Here is a 13,345-nt window from a genome sequence, read left to right on the forward strand (position 1 = left end):
GCCAGCCTATGTCTGAGAAAAAATACTTCAAACAAACCAAGCCTTTCCAGGTACCTACCACCGACGGTAAGCTGATAGAAGAGCATTTCGGCAAAGCCTCTACCCATACCAGCGCTTTCAGCGTCGCACATATGGTAGCCCCGCCACACTGGGGGGAGCCGCATCAGACGCCGGAGTTCGACGAGATCACGATCGTGCTGCGCGGCCGCAAGCTGATTGAAATTGACGGGGAGGAAGTGGTAGTGGAAGCCGGCGAATCCATCCTGATCAAAGCAGGTGCCCGCATTCGTTACTCCAATCCTTACGATGAGGAGACTGAATACTGGTCAGTGTGCGTACCTGCCTTTGATTTCACCAAAGTGAATCGGGAGGATGCATAATGCCGAGGTGTGGCGACGGGGCGCCTCAGGTGCTCCACAAGTATACCGCCGCCTGACGATATAAACTATCTCTTCAGATTCTTCAGAAATGTATATCAAAAAAGCCCCTGACGCACTTAGCACCAGGGGCTTTTTATATTTCAGAGCCTGTCAGATCTATTTTAAATCTCCAGACTTTCAAATCTGCAATTAAGACTGCTTATTGATCATCTCCACCACATCTTCAGAGATGCCCATGGTAGAGAAGCCGCCGTCGTGCATCAGGTTCTGCATGGTCACCATACGGGTCAGATCTGAGAACAGGCTGATGCAGTAGTCAGCGCAAGACTCGGCTGAGGCGTTACCTAGTGGCGACATCTTGTCAGCATAATCATAGAAGGCATCAAAGCCACCTACACCTGTACCAGCGGTGGTTTTGGTTGGCGACTGCGACACTGTATTCACACGTACCTTATTCAGTTTGCCCAAGCGGTAGCCATAGTTACGCGCAATAGACTCAAGCACGGCCTTTGCCTGCGACATGTCTGTGTAGTCAGGGAATACGCGCTGCGCCGCGATATACGATAGCGCTACAATAGAGCCCCACTCGTTCATGGCGTTCTGCTTCTCGGCCACGTGCATCACTTTATGGAAAGATAGCGCCGAAATATCCAGCGTCTTCAGGAACCAGTCGTAATTCAGATCACCGTAAGACTTGCCTTTGCGGATGTTTGGGCTCATGCCGATAGAGTGCAGCACAAAGTCAATCTTGCCGCCCAGGATTTCCTGCGCTTTGGTAAAAAGGTTTTCAAGATCCTCTACAGAAGTGGCATCAGCAGGTATAACCTGTGCGTTGCAGGCTTCTGCCAGTTTGTTGATCTCACCCATACGCATAGCCAGTGGTGCGTTGGTCAACACGAACTCAGCGCCCTCTTCTTTGGCACGCATCGCAACTTTCCAGGCGATAGACTTCTCGTCAAGCGCTCCGAAAATGATTCCTTTCTTTCCTTTAAGCAGATTGTAAGACATGTATTTGTCAGGTTAATGTTTCACATTTTTAGGATTTCTGCCAGCCAGGTATAGCCAGCGGAAATCAGGCAGCAATATAGCAATAACTAGGTATAACTCAAGTTAAGATCGGCCATCATTCACACAAGCCCGCTTCTCCATTAGCCACCTCTCCTTTTTAGGTATGCGGCCCTGAGCAAAGGAGTGACATTGAGTGTATTTTACAGCGAAAGCAACTCTTTGGCACTCTTGTATGCGCTTGCACTTGGGTTCGCACCTGCTATCATATGCGCTATTTCATCTACACGCTCTTTATCGCTCAGTTTTTTCACACGGCTGATCGTACGGTCCTCGGTATCGTGCTTGTACACGAAGTAATGGGAGTTACCCTGCGCTGCTATTTGCGGCAAGTGCGAAATGGCAATGATCTGGTGCTTTTGCGCCATCTGCTGCATCATCCTGCCAACTTTCACGGCTACCTCACCTGATATACCTGTGTCGATTTCATCGAATACAATTGTCGGAAGGGCCGTCTTGTCTGCCAGCATGTACTTAATGCTGAGCATCAGTCGGGAGAATTCACCACCTGAGGCGGCTTTTACCAATGACTGCGGCTGCGCACCTTTGTTGGCACTGAACAGGATACTGATCTCGTCGGTGCCAGTGGCGGTTGGTGCGGCGGCTTTGTGCTGAATGACGATGCGGGCGTTTGGCATACCTAGTTCGGCCAGCAAGGTATAGAGTTCTCGCTCAAACTGGCCAAACGAAGCCTTGCGGCGCTCTGAAAGCACGGCAGCTTTCTCCAGCATTTCCTTCTCAGCATCTTTCATGGCTTTCTCAGTGGTGGAAAGGGCATTGTCGAGGTTCAGTACGCTGCCTACTTTGCCTTCCAGTTCACGCTGTATCTCCAGCAGTTCCGCAATGGTCTGTACCTGGTGCTTGCGCTGCAAGGTATAGATGGTGTTGAGTCGCTCCTGCACCTCCGTTGTACGGGCCGGATCGGCTTCGGTGCGGCGCTCAGCATCTTCGAGTTCGCCTGCCACGTCATTAAGCTCGATCATACAGCTCTCGGTGCGGGTGCGTAGCTCATCATACTTTGGTGAGAAAGCCGCCAATTGCCCGATCAGCTGCACCGTGTCCTTCAGGGCAGAGGTGATATTAAACTCCGACTCCGTCAGGTACTGCACTGCCTGCGTCAGCTTTAGCTTGATGTCTTCGGCATTCTCCAACTCCTTCAGCTCTGTCTCCAACTGCTCCTGCTCGTCCTCCTGCAAGTTGATTTCCTCCAGTTCGTTGAGCAGGAAGGTGTTGTAGTCCAGCTCCTTCTGCGCCTGTGCCAGTTGGTCGGTCAGTTTCTTATAATCGCTTTCGAGCTTCTTATACTTGCGGTACGTCTCGTTATAATCTTTCAGGTATGACAGGTTACCTGCATAGATGTCGAGTGAAGTGTTACCGGCATAGATGTCGAGGATATTAAGCTGAAAGCTTGTGTCGCCCAACTGCAGTGTGTCGTGCTGCGAGTGGATGTCCATCAGGTTTTCCCCTATCTTGCGCAGCACATCCAGCGTTACCGGTGTGTCGTTCACAAAGGCACGGGATTTTCCGCTCGGGCTAATTTCGCGACGTAGGATGCAGTGCTCGTCAAAGTCCAGGTCTTCAGCTACAAACACCTCTTTGAGGTTATACTGCGAGATATCAAACACCCCCTCGATTACGCACTTCTGCTCCTGGTTGAAGAGCAATTTAGAGTCGGCGCGGTTTCCGAGCAGCAAGCCTATCGCTCCCAGCATAATGGACTTACCGGCACCGGTTTCACCTGTTATAATATTGAGCACCGGCGATGGATTCATTTCCAACTGCTCTATCAGTGCGTAGTTTTTTATTTTAAGATCAATCAGCATATATAAGGATGCAAGATGCTAGTCACAAGGTATAAGATTTAATACCCGGACTTAGTTCGATAATTCGGGTGTATTTTAATATGGTGCTTCGATGTCGTAAATCACTTCCTCTACCTCAGGCACAGGTATGGTATGCTTATGCCTGCGACCGTCCAGCAACTCCAGTTCCTGGACTGACACATGCTGCAGTACCCCCTGTACGACCACACGGTTTCTCAACACCACTTGCACCGTCTGTTGTTGCAGAAGATCGGGCAGGTGATCGGCCAATTGGTTTCGATAGATTCTGATCTGGCGTTTGCCCATAGGTGATTGCGCAGGTATAGCCCTCCGCCCCGTGAAGATACGCGCTTTCTGTGAAATTTGGAAAAGGCTTAGCGCTGGAGTAACACTTCGTACTTAGTGTTGTTGGTAGGGTCTACCTGTGTGAGCAAGGTATAGGCGGCTTGTTTATCAGCTGGAGCGGCCGTCTTGAAAATATTTACCAGTTCATCTGACTTGGCTTCAAAGAAAGAGCGAATCAGAGCCGCACCGGGCTTTTGTTGCGATATTTTCTGAATGTTTCTTAGCACTTCGAGCGTAGTCTTACGAGCCTTCTCCGGGTCCTGCACCATCAGGTCCATCCCTTGGCGGTGCATGGCGTAGATGCCTTCGCGGAAAGGTATAAACACCGGATCCTGTATGTTGTCGATCATCCAGTAACGGTTGCGGTTCCCTTCAAACGGACGCCAGCCCGGGAAAATAGAGTTCTGCGAGGCTGCCAGGTTCAGAATGCCACGAGCCCGGTCAAAAGAAGGCGAGCCGCCCAGTCTGGCGAAGCTGTCATTGTCCATCCCGATGATCATATAGGCATAGTAAGCCAGCATGGCCGACAGATTGCCGGTAAAGTTGTTTTCGGCAAAGTCGAGCGGTTGGGCCTCGTTAAACTGGAAAAGCCAGTCGCGGTCGATGAACGAGAAAAGCGTGGATTCGTAACCGGTGCCATAGGCCGGACGCACAGATACAATCTGTACATTGGCGCGGAAAGTGCCTACCTCCGGCATCTCGGTTAGGTTGATAAGCATGCGGCACTTGATGCGCTCATCTACCCTGTAAGACTGATTAGTCCAGCGGCGGTTGTTCATAAACTCGAAAATGCGGTTTTGCATTTCGGTGAACAGTTGCCGGTTGGCAAAAGCTACCTGTTCGCTGTTGACCACGACATCGCACTGCAGCTCCTGGGCACGGGCTCCCAAGGCTACTCCCATCACACACAGCAAAACAAACAGTCGCTTAAGCATAAAGTCTCTCCCAAATCAGGTTCACGATATCCTGTGCCACTTCGCTTTTGTGCTTCAACTCAAAAGCCGTGGTCGTATCTTTCTCAATAATAGTGATTTTATTTGTATCGTGCTTAAAACCAGCGCCCGGATCATTGAGGGAATTCAGCACAATCATGTTCAGGTTTTTCTTCTGCAGCTTCTCGCGGGCGTTGCTATCTTCGTTATCCGTCTCCAGGGCAAATCCCACGGCAAACTGATCTTGCCGCTTTTCTTTGCCGAGCGCCGCTGCAATATCAACGTTCTTAACGAGCTCAATCGTCAGTTCGGCACCGGCTTTTTTTATTTTGCGGTCAGCTACGACCTTGGGTTTGTAATCGGCTACGGCAGCGGCAAATACCCAGATATCAGCCGCAGGAGCCTGCTGCTTAACAGCTGCATACATTTCATCGGCAGTCGTGACAGGTATAACCGTGATGGCATCATGCTGCGCCTGCAGGTTGGTTGGCCCTGCCACCAGCTGTACCTGAGCACCGCGGCTGGCAAAACACTTGGCTAGCGCATAGCCCATTTTACCTGTTGAGTGGTTGCCTATAAAACGCACCGGATCAATTGGTTCGTATGTCGGGCCGGCAGTCAGGACGACGGTTTTGCCCTTAAACAGTTTTTCCAATGCCTGTGAAGTGATTTTCTAGTACGCGAATAATTTCCTCTGGCTCTGCCACACGCCCCTGCCCCACCAGTCCACTGGCCAGTTCGCCATACCCGGCCTCAATGATGAAGTTGCCATAGCCGCGCAGCTTCGTAAAGTTGGCCTGCACGGCTGGGTGCTGGTACATGTCTAGGTCCATGGCCGGGGCCACAAACACCGGGCAGCGTGCCGACAGGTAGGTAGCTGACAAGAGGTTATCGCAGAATCCGTTGGCAAACTTGGCTACCGTGTTGGCACTGGCAGGTGCTACCACCATGGCATCGGCCCAAAGGCCCAGTTCCACGTGGTTATTCCACACACCTTGCTCGTTGAGCACAAACTCAGTCAACACAGGCCGCTTGGAGAGGGTAGCTAATGTGAGCGGGGTTATAAAGGCAGAAGCAGAAGTGGTCAGGATGACCTGCACTTCTGCTTCTGCTTTCACGAGTAAGCGAACCAGCATGGCTGCCTTATACGCAGCTATACTTCCGCAAACCCCCAATACTATTTTCCGATTCCGGAGCATGCGCCTTACAGCGATATTTCGTCAGTCTCTTCGTCTGGTGTGCGCACGTATACTTTACCTTCCAGAAACTCCTCAATAGCAAGGCTGGTAGGCTTTGGCAGGCGCTCGTAGTATTTAGAAATTTCGATCTGCTCACGGTTTTCGAACACCTCTTCCAAGTTGTCCACTGTGGTGGCAAACTCGGCCAGCTTAGAGTTCAACTCTTCTTTCAGCTTCACAGAGATTTGGTTGGCTCTTTTAGAGATAACCGAAACAGACTTGTACACATTGCCGGTCTGCTCTGCAAAGTCGGCCATGTTACGGGTAACGATTGATGATGGAACGATTGCCATATATACTTGCTTTATGAATTGCTTGGGTTGTTTTTCTTTAATTTCTCGAGCTCCGATTGCGCGTTGGCGAATACTTGCTCAGCACTACGCAGGTAACTGCTGTCGGGATACTGGTCGATGAAGGCCTGGTAAAAATCAATGGCTTCCATGAAACGCTCCTGCTGCTTGTCCGGCACGCTTTCCAGCGCAAAGCGGTATTGTGCATCCACTCTCAGGTATGCTGCCTGCTCACTATAGGGCGAAGACGGGTTTTCGCGCAAAAAGTTAGTAAATGCCACCACTGCAGACTTGTAATAGCGCAGCTTGTAATACAGGCGGGCACTTTCAAAAGCTTTCAGATCCAGCTTGGCACTCAGATCATCAAACATCTTATTGGCCTCTGCTGAGAACTGGCTGCTTGGGTAGCGTACCAGGAATTCCTGGATCGACTCCATAGCCGTGATGGTGCTGGTCTGGTCCTGCTCGAAGTCCGGTGAGTCGTTGTAAAGTGACTTAGCCTGCAGGAACATGGCCTCCTCTGCCATCTCACTACGCGGGTAGGTTTCGTAGAAGGTGCGGAACTGGAAGGCACTCAGCATGTACTCCCGCTGCTGGTAATGTGTGTTGGCGTAGTAGAAACGGGCTCTCTCAGCCTCTTCTCTACCTGTCATCAACGGCATCACCTGCTCGAGCAGTTGGTTTGCACGGTAGTAGTCCCCTTTCTCGTAGTACTCGAGTGCGGCTTTGTATTTCAGATCAACGTCGTTGCTTTTTAACAGCTTCTGAAAGTTGCTGCAGCTGGTTGTAAAAACCAACAGGCACAACATTACGACGGTATGCAGGATTCCTCTGTTCATGAACGGGCAAAATTATACAATATCCCTGTGATTTACAAGCGTGAATATAGCGTGTTTACTTGCGGGCCGGCGACTGCTTGGCAGCTCCTGCAGCAGGCTTTTTAGCTGGCGTCTGGCCTGACTTGTTGCCAGCTGCTTTGCCTTTGGCAGGAACAGCAGCTTTAGTAGGCACATCCGGCGCTTTCACCGGTTCGCGCGGAGCCAGTACCTCTTTTTTATCTGGTCTGAGTTCTTCGAGCCAGGCAAATCCTTCAAGCCTCCGGTCACTAGCCTGCAACTCGTGCGGCGGTATGAACTTTGCGTCCGGATTTACAAGAAACGAAATAGATTTCAGTTTATTTTCCGCAAAGTTCAAAACCATGTCGCTACACACAGCCCGGTTCATACCTGTTAGCACCGAATCACCTTCCAAGGCGAAGTAAATACTCTCACCATTGCCGTTCACATTTACACGTCGCATACGCCCGTCCCGGAAGTGCGCCACCATGTTACGGCCCTTCACCTGGTTATAATTCTGGAGTGAGTCTTCAGAAGTAATAAAGGAGTTGCTGAAAATGTACATCTTATCGATGGTCTTGTTTCGCATGTGGATGCGGATGGTATCGCCCACAATCTGGCTCTGCTCGCTCCACAGTGTCGGGTTGCGGTGCATGTACATCAGCGAGTCGGTACGGTTGTAGCTCAGTGAGTCGCAGGTGCCCTGCAGGTCTGATTTGAAGATCTTGACGTTATTGAAAGCAAACAGCATACTTGGCTGTCCGTCGGCCTTAGCCTCCCGTGAAATGAGCGAATCAGCCGCCATATACAAGGTATCACCGTCCATAATGGATTCCATCACCGGACTGCCCCATACCTTGGCTACCCCCTGATCGCGCCAGTAGCGGCCCACCTGGCCACGTATGGTCACGTCGTCTTTGAGCGAGCGCATGGTCATGTTCACCTTCGCCTCCCCATAGCCGCGGGCTTCGTCATAATACAGATCATCTCCCCCCAAACGGTATTCCGGCGTTACGATGTAGGCGTTACGTCCGAAACGGGATACCTTGGTAATAGTATTATAAGTACCCTGCTCTGCGTATAAATCGCCATTCTGACCTTTGATGAAAGTTGGGCCCTGGAAGTACACCACTTTACTCTCTGTGTTGTAGCGCATGTTCTGCGCCGTGATCTCGTAGTCGGCTGAGAACACTTTTACATTTTGCTGAAAGGTAAAGACTTTGGTATTGGTGTCGTAAGTACCGCGCTGGCTCTGCAGGCGGTTTTCGGGGTCTACAATGGTTCCGCCCTCGGTATAGACTGCCGTGCGGTTTTCCAGGTTATAATCAAGCGTAGGCGTGGTCAGTGTCATACGCGGATCCTGCATGGTCACACCGCCGCTCATTCTGGCAGTGCGTTTTGCACCATCGTAGATGGCCTTGGTACCGGTCATGGTTACCGTATCTGCCTGGTTGATGCGCACGTTGCCGAATGCCTCCAGTATCTCACTGTCACGGTATTGGTAAACGGAGTCGGCATACAGAAACGTCTCTTTTTGCTTAAAGATCACATTCCCAATCAGCTTATTCACGCGTCTCCCATTGATCGTAGTACCAATCAGGTCATCAGCACTCTCCAGTTGCACACGATCCTGCTGCTGAGGACCTTGCTGGACCGGCGTCTGACCCGGACGCGCAGGCTCCTGTTGCTGGTTCATGCGGGGCTGTGGCGGGGCCTGCTGTGGCTGGTTCATGCGGGGCTGCGGTGGCTGTTGCTGCGGCACAATTTTAGGCGGCTGTGGCGGCTTTACCTGCTGCGTAGCCTGCCGCACAGTTACCGGTGGTTTCTGCTGCTGCTGCTCCTGCGCCAAAACTGTCAGCGACAATAGCGTAAACAGAATAGAATAAACTAATTTTGTGATGTTCATGCTTTATGGACAAAAGACAATGGCCTGCCAAGTGTGACGTCTCGTTTCAACGTTTCTTATACCTGCGGCATCTGCCTGTTCTTAACTTCAAAATTATAAAAAATATACCAGCCGCTGCCTTATGCTACAGAAAGTTTCCGGTTTCATACAATCACACAACCTTTGCGAGCCCGACAGCAGAATACTGGCGGCTGTCAGCAGCGGCATCGACTCCATCGTGCTTTGCGAAGTACTGCACCAGCTCAAGTATACCTTTGCCATTGCGCACTGCAATTTTGGTCTTCGTGCCGAAGATGCTGAGGCTGACCAGCTCTTTGCCAAAAAGCTGGCCAAAAAGTACGACGTGCCCTTCTTTACTGAAAATTTCGACACCCGCGCCTTCGCCGCGCAGGAGAAACTCTCGATCCAGATGGCAGCCCGCACCCTGCGCTATACCTGGTTTGAACAGGTACGGCAACAGGAAGGTTACGACTACATCGCCACGGCCCACCATAGCAACGACCTGACAGAGACCATATTGCTCCACCTGACCAAGGGCACAGGTATAGCCGGCCTGCATGGTATACCAGCCAAAAACGGCCACATCATCCGACCAATGCTTACCGTTACCAAAGACGATATCTTCGATTTCGTGACGGAGCAACGGCTGATCTGGCGCGAAGACACCTCGAACGAGACGACCAAGTACCAGCGCAACAAAATCAGGCATGAGGTAATTCCGGTGCTCAAGGAAATCAACCCGAACCTCGAGGAAACCATGCAGCACACAGCCGAGCGAGTGAGCCAGGCCGAAGCCATCGTACACGCATACATCGACAACCTGCGCCAGCAAAGTATAAAAGAAGCCGACGACGCCGTATACCTGTCGCTGGTACCGCTGCAGAACGCGACAGGCCTGCCGGTGGTGCTGCACGAATTGCTGCGCCCCTTCAACTTCAGCTATACCGTGGTGCTGGAGCTGGTAGAGGCGCTGGAAGGTCTATCGGGCAAACAGTTTGACTCGCCGAGCCATACCCTGATAAAAGACCGCGACCAGCTTGTGATCACCCCGCGTAACCTGAGCCGCTTTGGGAGTGTGACCATAGCAGAAGACCAGACCGAAGTGGACGAGGAGCACGTGCAACTAAGCCTACGCTACGTACCCGCTAGTGCGTATAAGCTCAACACCAAACCGCATGTGGCTGCCCTGGATGCTGGCTTGCTTAAATTCCCGCTGAAACTGAGACCTTGGCAGGAAGGCGACTGGTTTGTGCCGCTGGGTATGAACGGCAAGAAAAAAATCAGTGATTTTCTGATCGACAAGAAGATTCCGGCCAACCTTAAAGCAAAAACGCTGGTATTGGTATCTGACCAGTCTATCGTCTGGATAGCCGGCCAACGACTTGACAACCGCTTTAAAGTGACGGAGAAGACAGAACAAGTGCTGGAAATTTCTTTAAAACGTACATCGTAGTACGTATCAAGTAGCAGAATTTTGGTGTAGACGTTTAGAGTGAGGCGCCTCTTAGCAGGTCTCTGTTTCAGGAAGACAGTCACTTTATTTTTGTCTGAAGCCTTGAATATGAAAAATCGTGCAATGTGTGTCGTGATACTTGCTACTAAACACGCTTTTAATAATAGATTTTTCTAATTTTACGGAAGTAAACCGAATCTCAAACCATAATTAAAGTATATCCTACAATGAAAGTAACCGTAGTTGGAGCTGGTAACGTGGGTGCAACGTGCGCCGATGTATTGGCTTACCGCGAAATCGCGAACGAAGTAGTTTTAGTGGATATTAAAGAAGGTTTTGCTGAGGGCAAAGCGCTTGATATCTGGCAGAAAGCCCCCATCAACCTGTACGACACGCGCACTGTTGGCGTAACCAACGATTACAGCAAGACTGCTGGTTCTGACGTGGTAGTGATCACATCTGGTCTGCCACGCAAGCCGGGTATGACGCGTGACGACCTTATCTCTACCAACGCTGGCATTGTTCAGTCAGTAACAGAGAATATCGTAAAGCACTCGCCTGACGCGATCATCATCGTGGTTTCTAACCCACTTGACGTGATGACTTACGCAGCGCACATTACTTCTAAACTGCCACGCACCCGCGTAATGGGTATGGCTGGTATCCTGGATACAGCGCGTTACCGTGCATTCCTGGCTGAGGCTCTGAACGTATCTCCAAAAGACATCCAGGCTGTACTGATGGGTGGTCACGGCGACACGATGGTTCCACTTCCACGCTACACAACGGTTGGCGGTATCCCGGTAACTGAGTTGATCGACGAAGAAACTTTGAATGCTATTGTTGACCGCACTAAGAATGGTGGTGGTGAACTGGTTAAGCTGATGGGTACTTCTGCCTGGTATGCACCGGGTTCAGCTGCTGCTCAGATGGTGGAGGCAATCGTGCGCGACCAGCGCCGTGTGTTCCCTGTTTGCGTGAAGCTGGAAGGTGAGTACGGCATCGATGGCGTATACCTGGGCGTTCCGGTAATCCTGGGCAAAAACGGTATCGAGAAGATTATCGAACTGCAACTGAACGACGACGAGAAGCAACTGCTGGAGACGTCACGCGGTCACGTGAAAGAAGTAATGGACGCGCTGGATAATATCAACGCTGCCAAAGCTTAATCGCTATACCTACTTATTGATACAAAAAGCGCCGCTTCTGCAAAGGAGCGGCGCTTTTGTTTATTATATCTTTTGTGCGATAATCAATCTTTCTGACTCGCCTGAAACAGCTTCTGCTTCTCTTCTTTCGAAAGGCTCTCGTAACCCGAAACCGAAATTTTATCCAGAATCAGGTCGATCTCCATCTGGCTTGGCTTGCCGGCATAACCAGTGTGGTAACCGGAGTTGTTACGGGCTCCATTATTCCCCACAGTCGCTTTCTGCCGATGCGTTACTTTCAGTTTCGGCCGGCGCTTAAACAGACCGGTAAAGAAATCCATGGTGCCGTGCAAGGGACGCCCCATGTCGCGACCGCGCTGCAGTTGTTTGATGAACAGCCAGCCAAACAGCGCACCACCTAAGTGGGCAATGTTACCACCGGCATTGTCGCCAATAGCTCCGGAAATAGAAAGAATCACCAGAAAAGCAGCGATATACTTGATTCTAACCGGACCGATGATGATCAGGTTAAAGGTATAGTTCGGTATGAGTGTTGCGGCCGCTACAACCACCGCCAGCACACTGGCTGAGGCACCGATCATCACGGCATAAGCAGCACGGTCGGCAAAGTATGGAATCAGGTTATAGCTCAGCATATACAGGATACCGCCGGCTATACCTCCTAATATGTAGAGGCTCAACAATTTCTTCTCGCCGAGGTATTCCCTTATCAATTGCCCGAACCAGTAGAGGTTGAGCATATTAAAGATGATGTGTAGGAAACCTTCGTGCGTAAAGAAATATGAAATGATCGTCCAGGGGCGGGTGATGAAAACGAGCGGGTCAGAGGGCAGTGCGATAAAACGCATCAAGCCACTGTAAGCCCAGCTGCTACTGGTCAGGAACAACACCGTCCGGAGCGTGATCAGCACCACAAAAACAATGACGTTGATGAGGATAAGCTGCTTCAGGGTGTTGTTCGGCTGCCGGAAAGAGTCTTTTATGTCTTGGATAATACTCATTATACCTGTTAGCTGAAAAGAGCGGGAAGGCTTTTGTGCCTTACTATCTTATACTTATTGTTTTTACTATTACGTATCCTGATAATCGTTGCGTTGCCACATTTTTATAAGAATATACGCAAATAACATACCACCGAGGTGAGCAAAGTGCGCCACATTGTCGCCGGGTATACGGTTAAAGCCCGCATACAGCTCGTAGCCCCCATACAGGAGCACAAAATATTTGGCTTTTATAGGTATGGGCAGAAAGAGCAGGAAAAGCTCCAGATTTGGGAATAGCATCCCAAACGCCATCAATATTCCAAACACTGCACCTGATGCTCCCAGCATAGGCATGTTAAAAGTTTGATTGAAGACGGCACGTACAGCTTTCTTACTTTCTGCGATATACCCTTCATTATCTGGATTGCGCTGGTACTCAATAGCAAAGCGCTTCTCATAACCACCTGAGTAGTGAGACTCCATAAAGTTGTAAAAGCCTGTTGGTGTCGGGTTTTCAATGTACTGCACCGCCTCGGTTTCAATCGTATTCAATTCGTACGCCCGAACACCGGAGTAGAGCATGCTGGCTCCCAGACCTGTGATCAGGTAAAAGGCCAGGAAGCGCTGTGAGCCCCAGAAACGCTCCAACAAGGGCCCGAATATGAACAAGCTGAACATGTTGCTGAACAAGTGTGCCCAGCCGCCATGCAGGAACATGTGAGTGAAAATCTGAACCGGCTGAAAGTAATCAGAGGCAAAATGGTGCAGCGCAAACTGTCGGTAGTCGAACACACCATTTGCCTGCAGTATAAATACGACCACATTGATGATCAGGAGATTTCTGACCATGGGGGTTATATTGAACATCTTATCTTCTCGTTTATCGTGCTGGCTGCTATACTGTTGGCTGTACCTGAGCTTTCCA

14 protein-coding genes are annotated in these 13,345 nt (G+C 50.6%); 3 read left to right on the forward strand and 11 right to left on the reverse strand.

Going from position 1 to position 13,345, the window contains the following annotated elements:
• Positions 1-8: 8 nt before the first annotated feature.
• On the forward strand, positions 9-380 hold the full coding sequence (locus tag Q1A54_RS09705) for a cupin domain-containing protein (protein WP_299987106.1): 372 nt from the start codon (positions 9-11) through the stop codon (positions 378-380).
• 189 nt (positions 381-569) lie between these two features.
• Here the strand turns inward: Q1A54_RS09705 and Q1A54_RS09710 are convergent, their stop codons facing one another.
• The 9 genes from Q1A54_RS09710 to Q1A54_RS09750 form a co-directional block, all read right to left on the reverse strand.
• Complete coding sequence (locus Q1A54_RS09710) at positions 570-1,388, reverse strand: enoyl-ACP reductase (protein ID WP_196118195.1); 819 nt, start codon at positions 1,386-1,388, stop codon at positions 570-572.
• A gap of 200 nt (positions 1,389-1,588) precedes the next feature.
• Positions 1,589-3,268: a DNA repair protein RecN gene (gene recN / locus Q1A54_RS09715; RefSeq protein ID WP_299987108.1), complete on the reverse strand. Its 1,680-nt coding sequence runs from the start codon at positions 3,266-3,268 to the stop codon at positions 1,589-1,591.
• Between the two features lie 75 nt (positions 3,269-3,343).
• Positions 3,344-3,574 (reverse strand): hypothetical protein, encoded by a 231-nt coding sequence (locus tag Q1A54_RS09720; protein ID WP_007653225.1) that lies wholly within the window; start codon positions 3,572-3,574, stop codon positions 3,344-3,346.
• A gap of 68 nt (positions 3,575-3,642) precedes the next feature.
• The gene (locus Q1A54_RS09725) at positions 3,643-4,548 is read right to left on the reverse strand and encodes a DUF4835 family protein (RefSeq protein WP_299987110.1); all 906 of its coding nucleotides are present in this window, start codon (positions 4,546-4,548) and stop codon (positions 3,643-3,645) included.
• Positions 4,541-5,200, reverse strand: a complete 660-nt coding sequence (coaBC, locus tag Q1A54_RS09730) for a bifunctional phosphopantothenoylcysteine decarboxylase/phosphopantothenate--cysteine ligase CoaBC (protein ID WP_299987112.1) — start codon at positions 5,198-5,200, stop codon at positions 4,541-4,543. Before coaBC ends, Q1A54_RS09725 begins: the two co-directional genes overlap by 8 nt.
• On the reverse strand, positions 5,184-5,681 hold the full coding sequence (locus Q1A54_RS09735) for a flavoprotein (protein WP_299987114.1): 498 nt from the start codon (positions 5,679-5,681) through the stop codon (positions 5,184-5,186). Before Q1A54_RS09735 ends, coaBC begins: the two co-directional genes overlap by 17 nt.
• A 68-nt stretch (positions 5,682-5,749) precedes the next feature.
• Positions 5,750-6,076: a DNA-directed RNA polymerase subunit omega gene (locus tag Q1A54_RS09740; RefSeq protein WP_007653213.1), complete on the reverse strand. Its 327-nt coding sequence runs from the start codon at positions 6,074-6,076 to the stop codon at positions 5,750-5,752.
• A gap of 11 nt (positions 6,077-6,087) precedes the next feature.
• Positions 6,088-6,912, reverse strand: coding sequence for an outer membrane protein assembly factor BamD (gene bamD, locus Q1A54_RS09745; RefSeq protein ID WP_299987117.1), 825 nt, complete (start codon positions 6,910-6,912; stop codon positions 6,088-6,090).
• 55 nt (positions 6,913-6,967) lie between these two features.
• Positions 6,968-8,815 (reverse strand): OstA-like protein, encoded by a 1,848-nt coding sequence (locus tag Q1A54_RS09750; protein ID WP_299987119.1) that lies wholly within the window; start codon positions 8,813-8,815, stop codon positions 6,968-6,970.
• A gap of 121 nt (positions 8,816-8,936) precedes the next feature.
• Between Q1A54_RS09750 and tilS the strand changes: the two genes are divergently transcribed.
• The gene (gene tilS, locus Q1A54_RS09755; RefSeq protein WP_299987121.1) at positions 8,937-10,268 is read left to right on the forward strand and encodes a tRNA lysidine(34) synthetase TilS; all 1,332 of its coding nucleotides are present in this window, start codon (positions 8,937-8,939) and stop codon (positions 10,266-10,268) included.
• A 227-nt stretch (positions 10,269-10,495) separates the two neighbouring features.
• The gene (mdh, locus tag Q1A54_RS09760) at positions 10,496-11,437 is read left to right on the forward strand and encodes a malate dehydrogenase (RefSeq protein ID WP_196118179.1); all 942 of its coding nucleotides are present in this window, start codon (positions 10,496-10,498) and stop codon (positions 11,435-11,437) included.
• 83 nt (positions 11,438-11,520) lie between these two features.
• Here the strand turns inward: mdh and Q1A54_RS09765 are convergent, their stop codons facing one another.
• Together Q1A54_RS09765 and Q1A54_RS09770 are read right to left on the reverse strand one after the other, a co-directional pair.
• Positions 11,521-12,438, reverse strand: a complete 918-nt coding sequence (locus tag Q1A54_RS09765) for a rhomboid family intramembrane serine protease (protein WP_299987124.1) — start codon at positions 12,436-12,438, stop codon at positions 11,521-11,523.
• Between the two features lie 69 nt (positions 12,439-12,507).
• On the reverse strand, positions 12,508-13,269 hold the full coding sequence (locus tag Q1A54_RS09770) for a rhomboid family intramembrane serine protease (protein ID WP_230392155.1): 762 nt from the start codon (positions 13,267-13,269) through the stop codon (positions 12,508-12,510).
• Positions 13,270-13,345 lie beyond the last annotated feature (76 nt).

The organism is uncultured Pontibacter sp., assembly GCF_947502515.1.
Classification (GTDB): Bacteria; Bacteroidota; Bacteroidia; order Cytophagales; family Hymenobacteraceae; genus Pontibacter.